This window comes from Kocuria sp. KKT182 (assembly GCF_055635395.1).
This window is the reverse complement of record NZ_CM145757.1, coordinates 2,705,876-2,727,107: the sequence shown is the minus strand read 5'-3', so window position 1 is coordinate 2,727,107 and position 21,232 is coordinate 2,705,876. Positions and strand designations below refer to the sequence as shown.

20 protein-coding genes are annotated in these 21,232 nt (G+C 73.5%); 8 read left to right on the top strand and 12 right to left on the bottom strand.

Annotated elements, in window-relative coordinates:
* Positions 1–86: 86 nt before the first annotated feature.
* The 7 genes from ACZ2G1_RS12795 to ACZ2G1_RS12765 form a co-directional block, all read right to left on the bottom strand.
* On the bottom strand, positions 87–2,312 hold the full coding sequence (locus ACZ2G1_RS12795) for an ABC transporter permease (protein ID WP_470376914.1): 2,226 nt from the start codon (positions 2,310–2,312) through the stop codon (positions 87–89).
* Complete coding sequence (locus ACZ2G1_RS12790) at positions 2,309–3,073, bottom strand: ABC transporter ATP-binding protein (protein WP_284563073.1); 765 nt, start codon at positions 3,071–3,073, stop codon at positions 2,309–2,311. The genes ACZ2G1_RS12795 and ACZ2G1_RS12790 overlap by 4 nt, the downstream gene beginning before the upstream one ends.
* The gene (locus ACZ2G1_RS12785; RefSeq protein WP_109244497.1) at positions 3,070–3,597 is read right to left on the bottom strand and encodes a PadR family transcriptional regulator; all 528 of its coding nucleotides are present in this window, start codon (positions 3,595–3,597) and stop codon (positions 3,070–3,072) included. The genes ACZ2G1_RS12790 and ACZ2G1_RS12785 overlap by 4 nt, the downstream gene beginning before the upstream one ends.
* A gap of 106 nt (positions 3,598–3,703) precedes the next feature.
* Positions 3,704–4,705 carry a lysostaphin resistance A-like protein gene (locus ACZ2G1_RS12780; protein WP_470376913.1) on the bottom strand — a complete coding sequence of 334 codons (1,002 nt, stop codon included), beginning with the start codon at positions 4,703–4,705 and terminating at the stop codon, positions 3,704–3,706.
* 93 nt (positions 4,706–4,798) lie between these two features.
* Entirely contained in the window at positions 4,799–5,875 is a 1,077-nt protein-coding gene (locus ACZ2G1_RS12775; RefSeq protein WP_470376912.1) for an aldo/keto reductase, read from the bottom strand.
* 115 nt (positions 5,876–5,990) lie between these two features.
* Positions 5,991–6,851: a class II fructose-bisphosphate aldolase gene (locus ACZ2G1_RS12770; protein ID WP_470376911.1), complete on the bottom strand. Its 861-nt coding sequence runs from the start codon at positions 6,849–6,851 to the stop codon at positions 5,991–5,993.
* A 26-nt stretch (positions 6,852–6,877) separates the two neighbouring features.
* Positions 6,878–7,597 (bottom strand): FadR/GntR family transcriptional regulator, encoded by a 720-nt coding sequence (locus ACZ2G1_RS12765; RefSeq protein WP_470376910.1) that lies wholly within the window; start codon positions 7,595–7,597, stop codon positions 6,878–6,880.
* 258 nt (positions 7,598–7,855) lie between these two features.
* Here ACZ2G1_RS12765 and ACZ2G1_RS12760 point away from each other — a divergent pair, with 258 nt between their 5' ends.
* Together ACZ2G1_RS12760 and ACZ2G1_RS12755 are read left to right on the top strand one after the other, a co-directional pair.
* A complete protein-coding gene (locus tag ACZ2G1_RS12760; protein ID WP_470376909.1) occupies positions 7,856–9,244 on the top strand; it encodes a four-carbon acid sugar kinase family protein in 1,389 nt (462 codons plus the stop codon).
* Entirely contained in the window at positions 9,241–10,122 is an 882-nt protein-coding gene (locus ACZ2G1_RS12755) for an NAD(P)-dependent oxidoreductase (RefSeq protein WP_470376908.1), read from the top strand. The genes ACZ2G1_RS12760 and ACZ2G1_RS12755 overlap by 4 nt, the downstream gene beginning before the upstream one ends.
* 33 nt (positions 10,123–10,155) lie before the next feature.
* Here the strand turns inward: ACZ2G1_RS12755 and ACZ2G1_RS12750 are convergent, their stop codons facing one another.
* Positions 10,156–11,070, bottom strand: a complete 915-nt coding sequence (locus ACZ2G1_RS12750) for a LysR family transcriptional regulator (protein WP_109222151.1) — start codon at positions 11,068–11,070, stop codon at positions 10,156–10,158.
* 177 nt (positions 11,071–11,247) lie between these two features.
* On the opposite strand from ACZ2G1_RS12750, the gene ACZ2G1_RS12745 reads away from it, so the two are divergent.
* The 3 genes from ACZ2G1_RS12745 to ACZ2G1_RS12735 all read left to right on the top strand — a co-directional run bounded on the left by ACZ2G1_RS12745 (position 11,248) and on the right by ACZ2G1_RS12735 (position 15,282).
* Complete coding sequence (locus tag ACZ2G1_RS12745; protein WP_017831831.1) at positions 11,248–12,645, top strand: MFS transporter; 1,398 nt, start codon at positions 11,248–11,250, stop codon at positions 12,643–12,645.
* A gap of 121 nt (positions 12,646–12,766) precedes the next feature.
* On the top strand, positions 12,767–13,687 hold the full coding sequence (gene mmsB, locus ACZ2G1_RS12740; protein ID WP_272026352.1) for a 3-hydroxyisobutyrate dehydrogenase: 921 nt from the start codon (positions 12,767–12,769) through the stop codon (positions 13,685–13,687).
* A gap of 35 nt (positions 13,688–13,722) precedes the next feature.
* A complete protein-coding gene (locus tag ACZ2G1_RS12735; protein WP_470376907.1) occupies positions 13,723–15,282 on the top strand; it encodes a CoA-acylating methylmalonate-semialdehyde dehydrogenase in 1,560 nt (519 codons plus the stop codon).
* Between the two features lie 120 nt (positions 15,283–15,402).
* Here ACZ2G1_RS12735 and ACZ2G1_RS12730 read toward each other — a convergent pair whose 3' ends face one another.
* Positions 15,403–15,954 carry a MarR family winged helix-turn-helix transcriptional regulator gene (locus tag ACZ2G1_RS12730; RefSeq protein ID WP_017831827.1) on the bottom strand — a complete coding sequence of 184 codons (552 nt, stop codon included), beginning with the start codon at positions 15,952–15,954 and terminating at the stop codon, positions 15,403–15,405.
* Positions 15,955–16,102: 148 nt separating this feature from the next.
* Between ACZ2G1_RS12730 and ACZ2G1_RS12725 the strand changes: the two genes are divergently transcribed.
* Complete coding sequence (locus ACZ2G1_RS12725; RefSeq protein WP_368826273.1) at positions 16,103–16,792, top strand: hypothetical protein; 690 nt, start codon at positions 16,103–16,105, stop codon at positions 16,790–16,792.
* Between the two features lie 74 nt (positions 16,793–16,866).
* Positions 16,867–17,049 carry a hypothetical protein gene (locus ACZ2G1_RS12720; protein WP_368826271.1) on the top strand — a complete coding sequence of 61 codons (183 nt, stop codon included), beginning with the start codon at positions 16,867–16,869 and terminating at the stop codon, positions 17,047–17,049.
* Here the strand turns inward: ACZ2G1_RS12720 and ACZ2G1_RS12715 are convergent.
* The 3 genes from ACZ2G1_RS12715 to ACZ2G1_RS12705 form a co-directional block, all read right to left on the bottom strand.
* Positions 17,046–17,486, bottom strand: a complete 441-nt coding sequence (locus tag ACZ2G1_RS12715) for a hypothetical protein (protein WP_368826269.1) — start codon at positions 17,484–17,486, stop codon at positions 17,046–17,048. The two genes, ACZ2G1_RS12720 and ACZ2G1_RS12715, sit on opposite strands and share 4 nt — an antisense overlap.
* Before the next feature lie 43 nt (positions 17,487–17,529).
* Complete coding sequence (locus tag ACZ2G1_RS12710; RefSeq protein WP_035924190.1) at positions 17,530–18,900, bottom strand: acetamidase/formamidase family protein; 1,371 nt, start codon at positions 18,898–18,900, stop codon at positions 17,530–17,532.
* A 331-nt stretch (positions 18,901–19,231) separates the two neighbouring features.
* The gene (locus ACZ2G1_RS12705) at positions 19,232–20,095 is read right to left on the bottom strand and encodes a hypothetical protein (RefSeq protein ID WP_470376906.1); all 864 of its coding nucleotides are present in this window, start codon (positions 20,093–20,095) and stop codon (positions 19,232–19,234) included.
* A gap of 205 nt (positions 20,096–20,300) precedes the next feature.
* Between ACZ2G1_RS12705 and ACZ2G1_RS12700 the strand changes: the two genes are divergently transcribed.
* On the top strand, positions 20,301–21,230 hold the full coding sequence (locus ACZ2G1_RS12700) for a LysR family transcriptional regulator (RefSeq protein ID WP_035924191.1): 930 nt from the start codon (positions 20,301–20,303) through the stop codon (positions 21,228–21,230).
* Positions 21,231–21,232 lie beyond the last annotated feature (2 nt).

Below are 21,232 nucleotides of genomic sequence, written 5' to 3'. Positions count from 1 at the left end.
CACCGCCCACCGGTCGCACCCGCCCCTCGCCGGCGGAGCGGCCCGTCCCCTTGCCCCGCCCATGCGATTGCAGGGCCCCGCGGCCCCTACTCGAAGCGGGTGGTGGTGATGGCGGTGTTCGTGCGGAGCATCCCGCAGGCGGCGGCGATCGCCACCAGCGCGAGCAGGAGGCTCGCGCCGAGGGCGGCGAGATAGGCCGGACCGGGCCAGCTGACGGTGCGGCTGTCGTCGAGACCGGTGACGAGCAGCCACGCCACGAAGAACCCCAGCCCGGCCGAGAGCAGCAGCACCGCGGCCAGGGGCACGGCGGCCTCGCGCACCACCACACCGCGCAGGGCGGACAGCGGCATGCCGATGAGGCGCATCAGCCCCAGCACCCGCCGGCGGTCGATGACGGCCGCGGCGGTGGCCACGGCCAGGGAGATCCCGGCGATGACCACCACCACGAACGCCGCGGCGTAGGCCAGCACGGACAGACTCCGGACCAGCTCGGCGCCGCCGGTGGCGGCGGCGTCGGCCCGGGAGACCGCCGCGGTGGTGCTGAGCCCCGACGCGGTGAGCACAGTGCGGGCACAGTCGAGGGCCCCGGGGCTCCCGTCGGTGTCCACCACCAGCAGTGCCGGCACCAGCCCCTGCAGGTCCGTCACGGGGGCGGCGGTCAGCGAACGGGGCTCCTCGGTGTGGGCCTCGAAGAAGGCGGCGTCCACGGCGACCACCGGGGCGGCCGAAACGTCCTCGAACCCCAGGACGGTGGCGTCGGCAGCGGTGAGCAGGATCTCGGCGCTGCCGCCGGGGTCCGCCGCGGGACGGGTCCAGCCCACCACGGTGTCCCGGACCCCGTCGAGGCCTTCGGCCCTCCCGGCGAGCCCGGTCACGTCCGCGAGCGCCCGGTCCGGCTCCAGCCAGGTGTGCACGCTCGCGGGCGGGAGCATCCCGGGGCCGGCCGAGGGCGTCTCGTCCGGGCCCACGCTGCTGGAGGCGCCGGCGAAGACGGAGACCATGAACACCCCGATCACCAGTCCCGAGACGGAGCGGAAGGTGGCCCGGGGCGTGAGCCGGATGCGTCCGGCGGCGATCACGGCGGCCGCGCCGGAGGCGCGGGCCAGCCCGATCCGGGCGGCCAGCAGCGTCAGCCAGGGTCCGACGACGACGATGCCCACCGCGGTGAGACCGAACCCTCCGATCAGCAGCACCTCGAGCGCGCCGGGGTCGAGGCGCCCGGTGTCCGCGAGCAGGACGCCGGTGCCCATCGCCGCGAGCCCGGCCGCCAGGGGCACCGTCCGCCGTGCGGTGGGCGCCGGTTCGGCCTGGGCGCGGGCGGCACCCAGGGGGCCGATCCCGGCGCGGAGGGTGCGCAGGCCCGCCACGGCGGCGGAGGCGAGGACGACCACGGCGACCACCGCCGCGGTCGTGACCGGCCCGACGGCCAGGTCGGCCGGGTGGAGTCTCGTGCCGTTGACGGGCAGCTGGGCGGCCAGGGGGCGTGCCGCGGCGGCGGCCACGACCCCCAGCACGGACCCGAGGAGACTGCTGGCGGCGATCTCGACCGCCGCGATGCCGGCCACCGTGCGCGGGCTCGCCCCGATGAGGCGCAGGGTCGCGAAGCGCTCCGCGCGCTGGGCCGCGCCCAGGCGCGTGCTGATGCTGATCAGCAGCAGCACGGGGAAGATCACGGCGATGCCGCCCACCACCATCAGGGTGCGGTAGTTGCCGGTGTTGTCCGCGAAGGAGTTGACCGAGAAGTCGGGGACGATCGCGGCGGCCGGCCGCTGCCGCAGCTCGGCCTCCTCGGCCCCCGTGACCGCCACCAGGGAGTCCGGTCCGGCCAGGTCCGTGTCCTCGATCGTGCCGGTGAGGGTCCCGAAGCGGTCCCCGAGCTGATCGGCCGGGACGGACTCGATCAGGTCCTGCAGGGCCGGGGAGGCGTAGTACGTCCCCGGCTCCGGGGGCGCGCCGATCCCGGGGATCCGCACGGCGGAGTCCTCGGTGACGGCGACGTCGCGGCGCTGGACGAGCTGGTCCCGGAACACCTCGTCGGCGCGGTCCACCAGGGCCGTGTCCGCGGTGAGCGGCACCGGCCGGGCCTCCTCGGCCGCGGCGGAGCCCTCGGCACCGGCGGCGGCGACCACTGCGGGCACGCGGTCCGCGTCCAGCCACAGGGCGCGCGCATCGCGCTGGATCATGCCCTGGCCCGCTCCCCACACCAGCAGCAGCAGGCACACCCCCACCGCCACCCCGCCCACGATCCCGGCCAGCCGGCCCAGCGAGGAGCGGCTGCCCACCAGCGCGAGCCGCAGCACCGCCGGGTTCACGCCGCGACCCACTGGTCGGCGCCGATCATGCCGTCGCGCACGACGACCTCGCGGTCGGCGTAGGCCGCCGTGCGGGGGTCGTGGGTGATCATCACCACGGTGGTGCCGGCCTCCCGGACCAGCTCGAGCATCAGCTCCAGGACGGTCTCGGAGGCCAGGGAGTCCAGGGACCCGGTCGGCTCGTCGGCGAACAGCAGCGCCGGTTCGCCGACCATCGCCCGGGCGATGGCCACCCGCTGGGCCTGGCCGCCGGAGAGCTCCCCGGGCAGCCTGTCCTCCTGCCCGGACAGTCCCAGCCGTCCCAGCAGCTCGGCGGCCGAGCGCAGCGCCGCCCGGCGCCCGGTGCCGGCCAGCAGCAGCGGGACGGTGACGTTGTCCACCGCGCTCAGCTCGGGCAGCAGCTGCCCGTACTGGAAGACGAAGCCGAACTCGCGCAGCCGCAGGGCCGAGCGCGCCGCCTCGCCCAGCTCGCTGAGCACCACCGCCGGCTCGTGCCGGGCGGCGGGCCGGTCGGCGGATCGGTCGGCGGATCGGGCGGCGGATCGGTCGAGGGGCCGGGCGTAGCTGACCGTGCCGCGGTCCGGGACCATGACCCCGGCCATGCAGTGCAGCAGGGTGGACTTGCCGGAGCCGGAGGGGCCCATCACGGCCAGCACCTCGCCGGGGAGCACCTCGAGGTCGACGCCGCGCAGCGCGGGGGTGGCGCCGAAGTCCTTGTGCACTCCGCGCACCGACAGCAGGGGAACAGGGGTGGGGGTCATGCGTTCGTCAGCTCCTTCTTGAGGTGGGTGAGGCGGGCGCCGGTCAGCTCGATCCAGCGCAGGTCGGCCTCGATGTGGAAGAGCCCGTGGTCGCACATCAGGACCTGCAGCAGGTCGCCCTCGCGCTTGAGCCGGGTCAGCTCCCGCATCCGGGCCATGTGCTCGGCGCGCTGGACGTCCAGCAGCCGCTGGGCGTCGTCGTCGACCAGCAGGGCGATCACGGTCTTGGCGAACAGCTCGCTCTGCAGGGTCGGGGACGGCACATCAGGGGTGTGCAGCCACTGCTCCACGCGCTGCTGCCCGGCCGGGGTGATCTCGTACTTCTTCCGGTCCGGGCCCGCCCCGGGCTCCTCGCCCAGGGCCCGGATCAGCTCGTCCCGGATCATCCGGGCCAGGGTCGAGTACACCTGCCCGAAGGCCAGCGGCTTCTGCGAGCCGAAGTAGCGGTCGTAGGCGTGCTTGAGGTCGTACCCGTAGCTGGGCTCCCGCCGCAGCAGCCCCAGGAGGGTCAGCGCATTGTTCATGCCCCCATCTATACACCCAGTGCATAGTGGAACGCGACAGGGTCCTGTGGCCGGTGCACGTCGTGTCGGCCGCGGGGTCCCATCAAGGTGCGGCCGCGGCGCGGCCTCAGGCGGTCGCCGGCGGCACGGCCCGGCGCTGCAGTCCCCGCCGCCGGCCGAGCAGGATCAGCACGGCCGCGACGGCGGCGATGACGAGCATCGGCGCCAGCATGAACGGACCGCCCACGCCGGCGGAGCGGTCGACCGCCTCGCCCATCTGCCCCGTGAGCGTGGACACGAGGAACAGCACCACGTTGTTCGCCGCGTGCACGAGCGAGGCCGCCTCGAGCCCGCCCGTGAAGTGGGTCAGCAGCGACATCGCGACCCCGAAGACGAAGTAGTACGCGATGAGCCAGCCGTCCGAGGCGAAGTGCGCGATCGAGAAGGCCGCCGCGCTCACGAGAGTGCCGAGCAGGAGGGACGGGACCGCCCCGGAGACCCACGAGCCCGCCGCGCGCTGGATCACCCCGCGGAACATGTACTCCTCGGCCGCCGCCTGGAGGGGCGTGGTCAGCAGGACGATCGCGAGGAAGGCCCACGCGGTCGCGTCCAGGGCCAGCGGCCCCGGGGCCTCGAGGAGCGCCACCACCGCCGCGTAGCCCACGAACAGGGGGACGACGACGACGGCCGCCCGCCCCAGCCAGCCCCACCGGAAGCGACCCTCCACCGCGTGCAGCGTGCCGACCGGCTGCCGGTGCAGGTACCGGTGCAGGACCACCGCGACGGCGGCCGAGGCGATCAGCGCCAGGTTGGTGGCCAGCAGCAGGACCGGGGTCATCCCGATCTGTCCGCTCGCGAGCTCCTCCGTGCTCATGGTGCCCCGCAGGAGCTCGATCGCCACGGCGCCGAAGGACACCACGACCGAGATCAGCAGGATCGCCGCGCTCACGGCCAGGATGCTGATCAGGCCCTTCCACCAGCGGTTGCGGGGCGTGCGGTAGAACTCCGAGTGGGTGAGCGGCGCCGTCGTCGGACCGCCGGACCGCGGAACCGGAGACCCACCGCCCGGGCGGGCGGACGGGGCACCGGTCTGCCAAGGCGCCGGACGGGGCGGAGGGTACGAGGTCATGTCCACAGGGTAGTTCTCGGGTCGTCCCGGGGAATCCACCCGGAGGTGGACGCCGGGGGGCCCATCACCGTGGACCTGGGGACCGCCCCGGGCTCAGGCCTGCTCCTCCCCGAGGACGTGGCCCCGCTGCTCGGCGTAGAACTCCGCCTCCGCGGGCTCAGGCCGGTCCTGGCCGTTGAGCAGCCGGTGCCAGAGCGGGTAGTAGGCGGGCAGCTGCGACGCCGTGGTGATGCGGTCCCGGGCCTCCTGGGGCAGCGTCAGCTCGGCGGCGTCGAGGTCCTCCGTGAGGTGCTCGAACCTCCGCGCGGCGATCACGGTGCCGTCGATGCCCGGGCGGCCCAGGATCCAGGAGATCACCACCTGGGGGATCGTCCAGCCGAGCTCCCCGGCGATCTCGTCGAAGAGCTCGATCAGGTCGTAGGCGCGGTCCCGGTCCACCACGTGGGGCTCCGGCCAGCCGGTGCCCTGGCGGGTGTCGGCCGGGGTCTCGGCGCCGCGGCGGACCCTGCCGTTGAGCAGCCCCTCGCCCAGCGGGCTCCACCCGAAGGTCGCGATCCCGAGGTCCCGGGCGGCCGGTACGATCTCGTACTCGATCTCCCGGGCCTCCGGCGTGTAGTACGCCTGGTGCGCGATCGGGCCCTGCAGCCCCGCGGCCCGGGCCTCGTAGACCGTCTTGGCCAGCTGCCACCCGTTGTAGTTGGACACGCCCCAGTACCGGATCTTCCCGGCCCGGATCAGCTCGTCGGCGGTGGCGATGGTCTCGGTGATCGGGGTCTGCCCGTCCCACTGGTGGATGTAGAGCAGGTCGAGGTGGTCGGTCCGCAGCCGCTCGAGGCTGTCCTCGACCGCGCGGGTGAGGTGGAGGCGACTGGCGCCGCCGTCGTTCGGGCCGTCCCCGGTGGGGGTCCGCGCCTTGGAGGTGAGGACCACGTCGTCCCGCTTGTTCCCGAGGATCTCGCCCAGGACGCGCTCCGAGTCCCCGGCGGAGTACAGGTTGGCGGTGTCGATGAAGTTCACGCCGCGGTCCAGGGCCTCGTCGACCTGGCGGCGGGCCTCGTCCGGGCCGAGGCCCGCGATCTTCTCGAACCCTCCGCCGGAGCCGAAGGGGATGGTGCCCAGGGCCAGCCGGGAGACGTAGAGGCCGGAACTGCCGAGTCGGGTGTACTCCATGGGGAACTCCTCTGGTCGTGATCGGTGCTGGTGGTGCCTGCCGGTGCTCCGGAGGCGGCCGGCGGACCGGGCCCCGGGGCACGGGGCACGGTAGGCGACAACGACGGACCGGTGCTCAGGAATTCCTGGAGCGGGCCTCGGCGGTGGTGAGCGCGTGGGCCAGCGCGGTGAACTCGCGCACCGCCCCGGTCCAGTCGCCCAGCAGCGCCCAGTGGTCCAGGCCCTCGTGCCGGCGCTCCTCGAGCCGGTCCGCCAGGGCGGCGAGGACCGCCGAGCGCAGCTCGGTGTTGATGTTGATCTTGCCGATGCCCGCCAGGGGCGCGCGGACCAGCATGGTCTCGGGGATCCCGGAGGCGCCGTGCAGCACGAGGGGGGTCCGGTCGGCGGCCTCGCAGATCTGCTCGAGGAGGCTCCAGTGCAGGCGCGGGGTCCCCTGGTAGTGCCCGTGCACGTTGCCCACGTTCACGGCCAGCAGGTCCGCCCCGGACGCGGCCAGGAAGCCGGGGACCGCACCGGGGTCGGTCATGGCGCCGGCCGCGGAGGTCCGGGCCGTGTCCTCGTCGCCGGGGAGGCTGCCGAGCTCCGCCTCGACCACCACGCCGGGGCCCACCAGCTCGCGGGCGCGGGCGACGAACGCGGCGTTCTCGGCGTGGGGCAGGGCGGAGCCGTCGGCCAGGACGGCGTCGGCACCGGCCGCCACGGCCTGCTCGACGAGCCCCAGGTCGACGGCGTGGTCCAGCTGCACGCACACGGGGGTGGCGGCGTCGTCGGCCAGGTGGCGCAGGGCGGTGACGAGGCGCCGGCCGCCGGTCCTGGCGGCCGCCTTCTGCGGGACCAGGAGGATCACGGGGCGGTTCGCGCGCTCGCTGGCGGCCACCACGGCCTGGGCCGTGGTGAAGTCGTAGGTGCTCAGCGCCGGCACGGCGGTGCGGGCGTCGAGGGCGGAGGTGACGACGTCGAGCAGGTTGGCGCGCACGGGCACAGTCCTTCGTCAGGTGTCGTTCAGCGGTCGGCCGGGGAGAGGTCCCCGAGCACGTAGGTCCTCAGGTCGGCGAGCGTCTGCTGCATGTGCTCGTCCATGGCCTGCCGGGCCCGCACGGGGTCGGCGGAGCCCAGGGCGGCGACGATCCTGCGGTGCTCGGCGATGGCGTGGGCCTGGATCTCGGGCACCCGGGAGGTCTGGGCCCGCCGCTCCTCCAGCACCCGGTGCAGCGGTGCGAACAGGACGGCGATGAACACGTTGCCGGAGGCCTGCAGGATCCGCTCGTGGAAGCGCAGGTCGGCGCGCACGAAGGCCGCCACGTCCTGGGCGCGGTGGGCGTCCTCCATGGCGTCGGCGTCCCGGGCCAGCGCGGCCAGCTCCGCGGCGGACAGCCGTCCGGCCGCCAGCTCGCAGGCGCCGGCCTCCAGGAAGCGGCGCAGCTCGATCAGCTGCACGGCAGCCGCCGCGTCGTCCTGCCCCTCGGAGACCGCCCGGATGACGGCGTCCAGGGACGCCCACTGGGACACGGGGTTCACGAAGGTCCCGCGTCCGCGCTCCACGCGGAGGATGTGCTGGGCGCCCAGGGTCCTGACCGCCTCCCGCACCGTCATGCGGCTGACCTGGTGCTCCGCGCTGAGGTCGATCTCGCCGGGCACCACCGAGCCCGGGGGGAGGTCCCCGGCGACGATCCGGTCGAGGAGGGCGTCGGCGACCTGGTCGACCAGGGACGGGCGGGCCATGGTGCTCCTCTGCGGTGAGGTGGACGGCGGAGGGCAGCTCCTGCGTGCTCCGCCCGTGACAGGGGATCCTATCAACCAGGGAATGTCAGATGTCCGAGCTGTCGAGGGACGACTCCCCCGGCCGCGCGCGGCATTCCTGCCGTTGACCACGTGTCCCACGACACATAGCATGTCTGACATCTTACAGGTGGAGTGTCGGTTTGGAACCGACCGGGACCTGAGGACCGTCCTGACCGCTCCCCGAGAGGAAGTCCCCGCATGACCGTCCCCCGGACCCTGCTCGTGCTCGACGACGACCCGACCGGCTCCCAGTGCGTCCACGACGTCGACGTCGTCCTGGAGCTCGACCCCGCCCCCGTGCTGGACGTCGTCCGGCACCCCGGGCGCACCTGCTTCGTGCTCACCAACAGCCGGGCCCGGCCCGAGGCCGAGGCCGTGGCGATCAACACCGAGCTCGTCTCCGCGGTGCTGGAGGCCCTCGCCGCCGAGCACCTGCCCCTGCCCCACCTCGTCTCCCGCAGCGACTCCACGCTGCGCGGGCACGTCATCGCCGAGCCGACGGCCCTCGCCGACGTCCTCGCGCGGCACGGGGTGGCGGTCGACGGGTTCCTCCTCGCCCCGGCCATGCTCGAGGCCGGCCGCTACACCGAGGACGACGTCCACTACGCGGTCCTGCAGGGCCGCCCGATGCCCGTCGGGGAGACCGACTTCGCCGCGGACGCCACCTTCGGCTACTCCTCCTCCGACCTCAAGGACTTCCTCGTGGAGCGCTCCGGCGGGACGCTGGACCGGGACGCGATCCTCTCCATCGGCCTGACGGACATCCGCTCCGGGGGCGTGGACGCGGTCGCCGGCATCCTGCGCCGGGCCCGGGACCGGACCTGGGTGGTCGTCAACGCCACGGAGTACGCGGACCTCGACACCGTGGCGCAGGCCCTCGCCGTCCTCGAGGCCGAGGGCCGCACGTTCGTCACCCGGTGCGGCCCGTCCTTCGTGCGCCCCCTGGCCGGGCTGACCGGCTCGCGCGAGCTCGGCCCGGAGGACATCGTGGTGGGCCCCGGGCGGCTGCCGCACGGACTCGTGGCGGTCGGCTCCCACGTGGGGCTCACCAACCGCCAGCTCGCCGAGCTGCGGACCCGCCGCGACCTCTTCGAGGTCGAGCTCCACGTGCCCACCCTGCTCGACGACGACGCCCGCCCCGGCTACGTGGCCGACGCCGTCGAGCGGATCACCGAGGCGCTGCGGACCAGCGACGCGGTCGTGTGGACCAGCCGCGAGCTCGTGCGCACGGACGACCCCGACGAGTCGCTGGCCATCGCCCGGTCGGTCTCCGACGCGCTCGTGGAGGTTGTGCATGGGGTGGCGCAGGCCCGCCCGGCGTGGGTCGTGGCCAAGGGCGGGATCACCTCCCACGAGGTGGCCCACCGCGGTCTCGGCATCCGCCGGGCCACCGTGGCCGGCCAGTTCTTCCCCGGCCAGATCTCCATGTTCCAGCCCACCGACGCCCCGGACACCACCCGGGGCGGGCCCTATGTGGTCTTCCCCGGCAACGTGGGCACCGAGAGCGCCCTCGCCGACGTCGTGGAGGTCCTCGACCAGGCGGCCGCACACACCCGCACCTCTGACTCCCAGGAGAACCCGTCATGAGCACACCCCTGTCCGTCGGCTTCCTGGGACTGGGCGCCATGGGCGCCCCCATGGCCCTCGCCCTGGCCCGCACCGGCTTCCCCGTCCGCGGCTTCGACGTCTCCCCCCGCGCCGGGGAGGTCGTGGGCGACGCCCTGGAGCTGCTGGCCGATCCCCGGCAGGCGGCGGCGGGGGCCGACGTCGTCGTCGTCATGGTCGCGACCGGGGCGCAGCTGCACGACGTCCTGTTCGGCGAGCGCGGCATCACCGACGCCCTGGACCCGGACACGGTCCTGCTCGTGATGGCGACCGTCGGCCCCCAGGCCGTGGAGTCCGCCGCGCAGGGCCTCGAGAGCCGCGGTGTCCGGCGGGTCGTCGACGCCCCGGTGTCCGGCGGCACGGCGCGCGCCGCCACCGGGGACCTGCTCGTGATGGTCGGCGGCGCGGACCAGGACGTCGCCGCGGTCCGGCCGCTGCTGGACGCGATGGCCGCCAACGCCCCGCTCGTCGGCCCCCGGGTCGGCGACGGGCAGCGGTTCAAGGTGGTCAACCAGCTGCTGTGCGGGGTGCACATCGCCGTGGCGGGCGAGGCGCTGGCCCTGGCGGACTCCATGGGCCTGGACCCGGCGCAGTGCCTGGAGGTCCTCTCGACCGGGGCCGCCACGTCCTTCATGTTCGAGGACCGCGGGCCGCGGATGCTGCAGGGCGAGCAGGCCGAGGTCCGCTCCGCCCTGGACATCTTCGTCAAGGACATGGGTCTGGTCACCGACGCCGCCCGGGCGGTCGCCCAGCCGGTGCCGCTGGCCTCGGCGGCCGAGCAGCTCTACGTGCGCGGCCGCCGCGAGGGCCACGGCCGGCACGACGACTCCTCGGTCTTCGACATCCTCCGCTCCCGGTAGGGCGCGCTCCGCGGGGACGGCGGACGGCGCGGTTCAGTCCGTGTCCGCCGCCGGGGCGGCGATGAGCTCGTCCTTCATGTCGGCCACGGCCGCGCGGATCGCGGTCATGACCGCCCGCACGGCGGGCCGGCGCAGCAGGTCGGCACGGGAGACCACCCAGTACTCCACGGGGAACCACAGCTCCTGGGGGAAGAGCCGGACCAGGTCCCCGGCCCGCTCGGCGAGATAGCAGGGCAGCAGCCCGACCCCGGCGCCCGCCCGGGTGAGCTCCACGTGCACCACCGAGGACGTCGCGCCCACGCCCTGGCGCATCCGCGGGAACCGCCGGCGCGGGATGTCCAGCTCCGCGACGTCCTGCATGGAGTCCACGAAGTAGATGAGCGGGTGCTCCTGCACCTGGTCGGGCGTGCGGATGGCCGGGTGGGCGGCCAGGTAGTCCCGGGAGGCGTAGACGCCCAGGGAGTAGTCCGCCAGGTGGAAGGCCTCCTTGCGGGAGACCTCCGGGCGCCCGACGACCACCTCCAGGTCGATGCCCACCGGATTCGTCTGCGCCCGCCGTGCCGCGTTGATCATCTCCAGCCGCACCCCGGGGTGCTCCTCGATGAGCCGCCGCATGGCCGCGCCCATCACCACGCCGCCGAAGCCGTCCGGGGCCAGCGCCCGCACCACGCCGTTGACGGTGCTGCCGCGCCCGCCCGCGCCGAGCGGGAGGGAGCCCAGCGCCGCCTCGATCTCCTCGCCGGCGGCCACGAACTTCCGGCCCAGCTCGCTGGGCTCCCACATCTCCCCGGTGCGCACGAGCAGCCGGGCGCCCACGGTCTTCTCGAGCGCCGCCATCCGCCGCGACACGGTCGTGTGACTGAGCCCGAGGTCCGCGGCGGCGCCGGCGTAGGAGCCGTGGCGGACCACCGCGAGCAGCAGCAGGAGGTCGTCGGCACCGTGCGACAAGGGGCTTCTCCTCCCGGGGGCTGGACCGGCCCGGGGGAACGCACACGTCCGGGCGGCATGTGCATTTTTGCACAGGCGCCGCGAGCGCATGGTCATTGTGAAGCGCACCACATATCCGCACACTGTAGGCAAACATTGTGACCACCGTCACCGTTTCCCCAGCAGGAGGAGAACCACATGAGCACCGAGGACAGGGTCGCCGCTTCGGCGGACCCGAACGACTCCCCCGAGAACCGGGGCGGGCTGAAGAAGGTCGTGGCGGCCTCGATGGCCGGCACGGTCGTGGAGTGGTACGAGTTCTTCCTCTTCGCCACCGCGTCCACCCTGGTCTTCGGCCAGCTCTTCTTCGTGGACACCGGCAACCCGCTGGACGGCATCCTCAAGGCGTTCCTGATCTACGCGGTCGGCTTCATCGCCCGCCCGCTGGGCGGCATCGTCTTCGGCCACTTCGGCGACAAGTACGGGCGCAAGCACCTGCTGCAGATCTCGATCGTCATGGTCGGCGCCGCCACCTTCCTCATGGGCTGCCTGCCCGGCTTCGAGCAGGTCGGCTACTGGGCCCCCGCCATGCTGGTGGTCCTGCGCTTCGTGCAGGGCTTCGCGGTGGGCGGCGAGTGGGGCGGCGCGGTCCTGCTCGTGGCCGAGCACTCCCCCAACAAGGAGCGCGGCTTCTGGTCCAGCTGGCCGCAGGCCGCCGTGCCGCTGGGCAACCTGCTGGCCACCGTCGTGCTGCTCACCCTGTCCTTCACCCTCTCCGAGGAGGCCTTCCTCTCCTGGGGCTGGCGCGTGGGCTTCTGGCTCTCGATCGTCATCGTGGCCATCGGCTACTACATCCGCACCCACGTGACGGACGCCGCGATCTTCAAGGAGGCCCAGCAGGAGGTCCGCGAGGAGAAGTCCGCCGCCTACGGCGTGGGCGAGGTCTTCCGCCGCTACCCCCGCGGCGTCTTCGGCGCCATGGGCCTGCGCTTCGCCGAGAACATCCTCTACTACGTGGTGGTCACCTTCTCGATCACCTACCTGTCCACCCAGCGTGACGTGGACACCAGCCGGATCCTGCTCCTGCTGCTGATCGCCCACGTGATCCACGCGATCTGCGTGCCGCTCGTCGGCCGGGCCACCGACAGGGTGGGCCGCCGCCCGATGTACGCCGCGGGCGCCTTCCTCGGCATCTTCTGGGCGTTCATCGCCTTCCCGATGTTCAACACGGACAACAGCTTCATCATCCTGGCGGCCATCACCATCGGCCTGATGATCCACGCGCTCATGTACGCCGGGCAGCCGGCCATCATGGCCGAGATGTTCCCCACCCGGATGCGCTACTCGGGCGTCTCCCTGGGCTACCAGGTGACCTCGATCGTGGCCGGCTCGCTGGCCCCGATCATCGCCACCGCCCTGCTGCGCGAGTTCAACTCCTGGGTGCCGATCGCGATCTACATCGCCATCGCCTGCCTCATCACCCTCTTCGCGGTGTGGACGCTGCGCGAGACCAAGGGCATCTCCCTGCAGGACATCGACGCCGAGGACCGGCGCCGGCTCTCCGAGGAGAAGTCCGCCGAGGACCGGACCTCCTGATCCCCGACCTCCGCACCCACCCGCGCCCAGCGGCGGACCGGTCCCCCGGTCCGCCGCTGGGCGCGCTGTGCACGACCCCCAGCTCCCGACACCCTCGACACCTTGCAGAAGGGACTCCCCGATGACCACCATCACCTGGATCGGCCTCGGCCACATGGGCAACCCGATGTCCGCCAACCTCGCCAGGGCGGGCCACGACGTCCGCGGCCACGACGTCAGCGCCGACGCCATGGCGGCCGCCCGCGACCGCGGCGTGCAGACCTTCGACACGCTGGAGGAGGCCCTCCAGGGCGCCGACGTCGTGTTCACGATGCTGCCCAAGGGCGAGCACGCCCGCGCCGTCTACCTCGGCGACAGCGGCGTCATCGCGCTCGCCCCGAAGGACGCGCTGCTCATCGACAGCTCCACCATCGACGTGGAGACCGCGGAGGAGCTCCACCGGGCCGCCGAGGACGCCGGCTTCCGCTTCGTGGACGCGCCGGTCTCCGGCGGGATCAGCGGCGCGGCCGCGGCCACCCTGACCTTCATGGTCGGCGGGAAGCCCGACGTCGTGGAGCAGGCCCGGACGTTCATCGAGCCCATGGCCCGCAAGATCGTGGCCACGGGCCACGCCGGCACGGGCCAGGCCGCCAAGATCGTCAACAACATGATGCTGTTCATCTGCCTCGAGGCCTGCGCCGAGGGCTCCGTGCTCGCCGACCGGCTGGGCCTGGACCCGCAGGTGTTCTGGGACATCGCCTCGGTGTCCTCGGGCAACTCCTGGGCGCTGCAGACCTGGTACCCCGTGCCCGGCATCGTGGACTCCGCCGCGGCGAACAAGAACTTCGAGGCCACCTTCAGCGCCGCCCTCGCCGCCAAGGACGCCGGCCTGGCACTCATGGCGGGCGAGCAGACCGGCGTGGAGCTGCCCGCCGCCAAGCTCGTGGCCGAGAGGCTGCAGCAGCTCATCGACGAGGGGCTCGGGGACAAGGACTGCTCCCTCATCACCAAGTACGCCGCGCCGGACGGGAAGATCCCGGGCTGGGACCCGGACAAGGCCTGAACGGCGCCGAGACCACCACGACCGAGGAGGACACCATGCAGAACACCAAGCAGGACGCCGAGGCCCGCGCGCAGCAGGACGCCGAGCGGGGCGCCCAGGACCCCCGGACCACCGGCGCGGTCATCGAGCACTTCATCGACGGGAAGCGCCACGGCGGGCCCGGGCGCACCGCGGACGTCTACAACCCCGCGACCGGGCAGGTGGCCAAGCAGGTGCTGCTGGCCTCCGCCGAGGACGTCGCCACCGCGGTGGAGGCCGCCGAGCTCGCCCTGCCCGGATGGCGGGCCACCGGACTGTCGAAGCGCTCGGCGATCATGTTCAAGGTCGAGAACATCATCCGGGAGCGCACCCCGGAGCTGGCCGCCATCATCACCGCCGAGCACGGCAAGGTCCTCTCGGACGCGGCCGGCGAGGTCGCCCGCGGGCTGGAGAACGTGCAGTTCTGCGCGGGGCTGATGCACCACATGAAGGGCGAGTTCCTCGAGCAGGCCGCCACCGGGGTGGACGTGCACCAGACCCGCCAGCCGGTGGGCGTGGTCGCCTGCATCACCCCGTTCAACTTCCCCGCCATGGTCCCGCTGTGGATGATCACCACCGCGATCGCCGCCGGGAACACCGTGATCCTCAAGCCCTCCGAGCGGGACCCCTCGGCGGCGGTGTGGATCGCCGAGGCCTTCGCCGAGGCCGGGCTGCCGCCGGGGGTGCTCAACGTGGTGCACGGGGACAAGGAGGCCGTGGACGAGCTGCTGACCAACCCGCTGGTCAAGGCCGTGTCCTTCGTGGGCTCCACCCCCATCGCCAGGTACATCTACGAGACCTCGGCGCAGCACGGCAAGCGCGTCCAGGCGCTGGGCGGGGCGAAGAACCACATGGTGGTCATGCCGGACGCGGACCTGGACGGGGCCGCCGACGCCGCGATCTCGGCCGCCTACGGCTCCGCCGGGGAGCGCTGCATGGCGGTCTCGGTGCTCGTCACCGTGGGGGACGTGGCCGACCTGCTGATCGAGCGGCTGAAGGAGCGGATCGCGAAGCTGACCATCGGGGACGGCACCGACCCGGCCTCCGAGATGGGCCCGCTCATCACGAGGGCGGCCCTGGACCGGGTCAACGGCTACGTGACCGGGGCGGAGGCCGAGGGGGCGACCGTCGTCGTCGACGGCACGCAGCAGGAGTTCGACGGCGAGGGGTTCTTCACCGGCGTCTCGCTGCTGGACCACGTGAGGCCCGGGATGAAGGCCTACGACGAGGAGATCTTCGGCCCGGTCCTGTCCGTGGTGCGGGTGGACACCTACGAGGAGGCCGTGCGGCTGATCAACACCAACCAGTTCGCCAACGGGGTGGCGGTGTTCACCCGCGACGGCAAGACGGCCCGGCAGTTCGAGTTCGAGATCGAGGTCGGCATGGTCGGGGTCAACGTCCCCATCCCGGTGCCGATCGGCGCGTTCTCGTTCGGCGGCTGGAAGAACTCCCTCTTCGGCGACACCCACATGTACGGGCCGGAGGCGTTCAACTTCTACACCCGCCGCAAGCTCGTGACCACGCGCTGGCCCGAGCCCTCGGAGTCCCAGATCAACCTGGGCTTCCCGACCCACTGACGGGTCCGCCGGGGTCCCGGCCATGACGACGCCGGTCCCCGCCCTCCGGACGGAGGGCGGGGACCGGCGTGCGCGCCCCGGTCAGCTCTTGAGGCCGTCGCCGATGTTGCGGGCGCCGGCTCAGGCGGCCCCGGGTCCGGGGTGCCGGCAGTCCTCGACGTGCTCGTGGAGCTGCCGCTCGTCGACGGCCTCGACCGCCTCGGCCATCGCGTGCAGGAAGGCGGTCACGGTGGCGGCCTCCTCCGCGGACAGATCCCGGGCGGCACGGAGCATCCGCTCGTGCATGGCACCGAGGGTGGAGCGGACCTCGCAGTCGGCCTCCTGGGTGGCCACGATCACCAGCGCCCGCCGGTCCGTGGGGTGGGGGCGGCGGGCCACGTGGCCGCTGCGGGAGAGCCGGTCCAGCAGCGTGGTGGTGGAGGCCGAGGAGATGCCCAGCTTGCTCGCCAGGTCCCGGGGGCTCATGGGGGTCCCGGCGCGGTCCGCCTCCAGCAGGTAGCGCAGGGCCAGCACGTCCTTCTCCCCCATGCCCATGGAGTCGCGGGTGCGCAGCCTCATGGCGGACTCGGCCGCCCGGTAGGCCCGCAGGGCCTCGAGCACCTGCACGGCCGGAGGACGGTCACCCTCGGCGGCGTACCAGTAGCCGGACGAGGTGCGGGGATGTGCGGTCATGCGTCCAGTGTAGGTGATCTACAAATCAGATGAACTGATAACTAGACAATCTAGTAATACTGCTGTTCGATGGGATCGTGTGGTCCTGTGAGGGAGCGCACGCAGTCGCAGAGGAACACCGCAGGATACGTGAGGAAGAGGTCGAGACATGAGCCAGCAGCAGCACCCCGGGACCACCGCCGAGAAGGCCGCCCCCTCCCCCCTCCGGGCGGTCCGGAACGACCCCGGGGCGGTTGCCGCCGCCCCCGTGCACTGCGGCGAGCCCATGCCGGTGCGCACCCTCGACTTCGCCGAGGTGCAGGACCACGTCAACCACGCCGTGGCCCAGGCAGCGATCGACGGCCGGCGGGTGCACGCCTGCGCCTGCGGCTTCCTGCAGGAGACGCCGGTCCCCGGAGGCACGGTGCCCTCGATCGTCCCCGACGGCGAGGCGATGCTGTTCCGCCCGTTCTTCACCCGGCGCGTCCTCGCCGCGGCCGGACGGGTCGAGAACGCCGAGTGGTCCTTCGACCAGGCCCTGGCGGACGCCGGGCCTCTTGCCGCCCCGGACACCCAGGAGCAGGCCCGGCGCCTGTGCGCCTACGAGGCCGGCCTCGAGGCCGAGCGCTGGCGGCTGGACCAGGCCCTCGAGTCCCTGCGCGACGAGCTCCGCCTGGCCGTGCGCCACGGCGTGCCGATCACCCTCCTGGCCCGCGAGGCGGCCCTCGACGAGGCGGACGTGGTGGACCTGCTGCACCTGGGCGACATCCCCGCGACGTCCCCCGCGCACTCCTCCGCGCACTCTCCGGCGACCTCTCCCGCGGACGGGACCGGCCGCGCGCTCGCCGAGGCCTGCTGAACCGCCGGGCCGCGCGTGCCGGGCCGCTACCCTGGAAGGGCCCCGCAACGCCGCCGCGCCCCGGAAGGACGCCCGTGAAGTCGATCGTCGCGACCCTGCTCGTCCTGGCCCTGGTGCTGACCTCGGCCGGGGCGCTGCTGACCACCGTGGACGCCCAGGAGTGGCTGCCCGTCGTGGTGCTCGCGGCCCTCGCCTACCTCGGGACCTTCACCCTGTACCGGCGCGTGCGGGACCGCTACACCGAGCGCCGGGACTAATCCCGGCGGGAGCGGCGCCACGACCGCCACGCCCCGGTGGACCACAGGGCCCACAGCACGAGCAGCGGCTGGAACAGCAGCCGCACGGCCCGGGCGCGGTCGGTGTCCAGACCGAAGGCGTCCGTGCGCGTGAGGTACTGCGAGACGTTGCCCGGGAACACGGCCACGAAGAACGCCGCGGCGAGCCACCCGAGCAGCACCCGCCGCCGGGGCAGGACCACCAGCGCGGCGCCGACGACGATCTCCACCACCCCGGAGCCCAGCACCACGGCGTCGTCGGGGACGGGCAGCCACTCGGGCACCTGGGCCGTGAACTCCTGGCGGGCCACCGTGAGGTGGCTGATCCCGGCGCCGAGCAGGACGAGCCCGAGGAGCACCCGGGCGATCGTGCGCGGCAGGGAGGCGGCCGGTGCTGCCGGCCGGGCGGACGAGGTCATGCCCGCAGACTAGAGGTCATGCCCGCGAATCGACAGCGCGGGCTCAGGAGCGGTCGAAGTCCGCCTTGCGGATCAGCCCGTGCACCCCCACGGTGCGGTCCACCACCTGGGAGATGGCGAAGTCCGCGGCGGCCGAGAGGTAGGCGTAGGCCACGGCGCGCTCCATGCCCTTGTCCTGCTCGAGGAAGTCGAGGGCGTTGAGCACGGCCCGGCGCATCGCCACGTCCAGATCGGAGTTCTGCTCCCCGCCGGCCGCGCCGTCCGGGTCGGAGAGCCCGATCGGGATCCAGTGCTCGTCCGTCTCCGCGAAGGGGTAGGAGTGGGCCACGGAGGGCGCGTCCCCCTCCCCGGCCTTGCAGACCGTGAGCCGGAACGTGCCGCGCAGCGAGCCCTCCATCGCGGTGAGCGCCACCTCGCCGTCGCCCATGGCCATGTGCGGGTCCCCCACGTAGAACAGGGCGCCGTCCGTCTGCACGGGCAGGTAGAAGGTGGAGCCCACGCCGAGGTGGCGGATGTCGATGTTGCCGCCGCCCAGCGTCGGCGGGATCGAGTTGAGCAGGTCGTCGGTGGGCCCGGAGCCCTGCTGGTATGCGACGCCCATCATGCCCATGAACGGGCGCAGCGGGAAGCGGACCCGGCCGCCGCCCATCACACCCTGGCCCTTCTCGACCGGGGTGAACACCGAGACGTTGCCGTAGTCCTCCGGCTCACCCGTGGCGCGGCCGTCCGCGGCGACCGGGGGCATGACCTCGTCGAGCTCGATCCCCGCGGGGGCGCCGCCGCCCGCGGCCCGGGGCAGCGCGCCCTTGCCGTGGCGGCTCGAGACCACCCCGTACGGCACGCGCAGGTCGGCGTGCAGGGTCTCGATCTTCAGGACGTCCCCAGGCCGCGCCTCCTCGACGAACACCGGGCCGGTCACCACGTGCGGGCCGTCCCGGTCGAAGTCCCGCTCGGTGCGGTCGTAGTCGCGGGCGATCTCCACCGCGTCGTCCAGGACCCGGGCGCGGGAGACCCCCTGCGCGCCGAAGAACTCCACCGGGTCCCGGCCCTGGTCCTCGAGGATCCCCTCGTGGGAGACGGCGTCGATGGTGACCGTGCGCCCCGAGCGCATGCGCAGCGAGGGCTCGGCGTCCACGGACGGGACGTAGCCCCACAGCACGCTGTCCACGTCCGAGGGCAGGTAGTGGTCCCCGGGGATCCTGCCCTTCCCGGGCTGCAGGACGGAGCCCCGGAAGCCGGGGCGGCCGCCCTTCGGGTGCTGGGCGCCCATCGGGACGGCCGCGGAGGCCGCGCCGACCCCGGTGCCGGTGACCGCTCCGGCGGCGGCCACGGCGGTGGCCGCCCGGAAGAAGGTGCGCCGCCCCAGACCCCGCTGGAGTTCGTCGGCGGCGCGGCGGGCGAAGTGCTCACTCATGGGTGTCTCCTGCGGTCAGGGGCGGCTTTCTCGAACGCCTACGACCATAGGGAGAGCGTGTTTCCGGTTCGGGGTCCCCGTGTTTCCGGGCCGTGACGGCGAGCGCCGAGGGCGGGAGCGGGGGTTGGACAGGTCACCGGGCGCCCCGGCCGTGGTGCTACCGGCGGCGACAGCCCGACCTCGTTGTCGGGACCGCGCACGGACGCCCGCGTGACCTGCGTCACCCACAGTAGGGGTCACCGGGGGGTCCGGCATGTCCCATGCGAAATATGACGGTTACGAATGCACATCGATCGGGGCGGGTCGGCGGAACCCGTGGCGAGGTGCTGATTCAGCGGAAGTCGGCCTTGCGGATCCGGCCGTGGGCGCCCGCGGAGCTGTCCTCCAGCCGGGTGACGGCGAACTCCGCGGCGCTGGAGAGATAGGCGTGGGCGATGGGCCGGTCCATGCCGCGGTCCCGGGCCAGGAAGTCCACCCCGGCCCGCACGGCCTGCTGCATGGCCGCGGTCAGGCAGAACGTCTGCTCGTCGGCGTCCTCCGTCCCGGAGCGCCCGACGACGATCCAGTGCTCGTCGGTCTCGGCGAACGGCTGCCGGTGCGCCACGGCGGGCACGTCCTGGGCGCCGGTCCGGCACACGGTCACCCGGAAGGTGCCGCGCAGGGGCTGCCCGGCCGCGCCGAGGGCCCGGTGGAGCTCCCGGGGGCAGAAGGCGGTCCCGTCCGCACGGACCGGCAGGTAGGCGGTGCACCCGGTTCCGAGCGGAGCGCCGGACGCGCCGGGGTCCGCGACCTGGAGCACCTCGACCTTGAGCGCGTCTCCGGAGCGGGCCGCCGGCAGGAGCACCGGGCCCGTGACCACGTGCGGGCCGAGCCCGTCGAGGGCGGGGACGTCGTGGGCGGGGACGTCGTGCCCCTCCTCCGCCGGGGGTGCCGCGGGGGTCTCGGCCGCCGGGCGTCCGTCCTGCGCGGGACCCCCCGGCTGCGGGCGCTGGAAGCCTGGGACGCCCAGGCCGGACGAGGGGTGGGCGGCCCGCGCGGCCGCGGCGCGGGCCCGGGCGGCGTCCTCGGGGTCCGGCTCGGCGCGGAGGGGCTCGGGGCGGGCGGGGGCGGCAGCGGTGCCGCCGACCACCCGGAGGACCGGCCGCCGGGCGTGCGGCACCACGGGCGCGGGTCCTGGTCCGGCGTGCTCGGTCATGGGCTGCTCCTTGGGGGCGGGGCGAGTGGTTCAGCTCCGACGGTAGGAAGTGCTTGTTGCTGCATCGGGCACGTCGTGTTTCCGGAGCATGACGATCCTCATAACGAGAGGAAGCATGCCACGGACGGGCGGGCAAGCCCCACAAATGACAATTGCGACGCCGGCGCTCCCGTGCTGCCCCTCGCGCACGACCTAGTCTGGCCGGATGGAAGTCCACAAGGCCCAGGCGTTCCTCGCCGTCGCGGAGGAGCTGCACTTCGGCCGCGCGGCAAAGCGCCTGCACATGGCGCAGCCGCCCCTCAGCCGCCTGATCCGGCAGCTGGAGTCCGAGCTGGGCGCCACCCTGTTCGAGCGCAACACCCGCCACGTGACCCTGACGCCGCAGGGCGAGGCCCTGCTCGAGCCGGCCCGGGAGCTGGTGATGCTCGCGCAGCGCATGAAGGACGTGGTCCGCAAGTCCCAGGCGGGCGAGACCGGGCGGGTGCGGCTCGGCTTCGCCGGGGCCTCGGTGAACCAGGCGGTGGGCGAGCTGGCGCGCCAGGTCCGGCGCCGCCGCCCCGGGATCAGCCTGGAGCTCTACAGCTCGCAGTTCTCCTACCTGGGTCTGGAGAAGGTCCTGGACGACTCCCTCGACCTCGTGATCGGCCGGTGGGACTTCCTGCCCGCGGAGATCAGCTCCCGGCTGGTCGCGCTCGAGGAGCTGCTCATCGCCCTCCCGGAGAGCCACCCGCTGGCCGACCGCGAGACGGTCGACGTCGAGGACCTCGCCGGGGAGGCGTGGATCGTGCTGCCCGGCGGGGCGGGGGCCACGCTGCCCAACCGGCTCAACACCCTGGCGATGAACGCGGGGTTCGTCCCGCGCATCGTCCAGGTGGCCCCGGACTCGTGGACGCTCGTGGTCCTCGTGGGCGCCGGGATGGGCATCTCCCTCATCCTCTCCAGCGTCCGGGACAACGTGCCGTCCCGCGGCGTGGTCTACAAGCCGCTGACGCAGGAGCAGAAGCCGGTCGAGGTCCGCCTCCTCTGGCGCCGCGGGGACGCCAACCCGGCGCTGCAGTCCGTCATCGAGATCTCCGAGACGGTGTTCCCCGCACCCGAGGGCCCGCTGCCCGCCCCGGCGCCCGGCACTCCGTGACC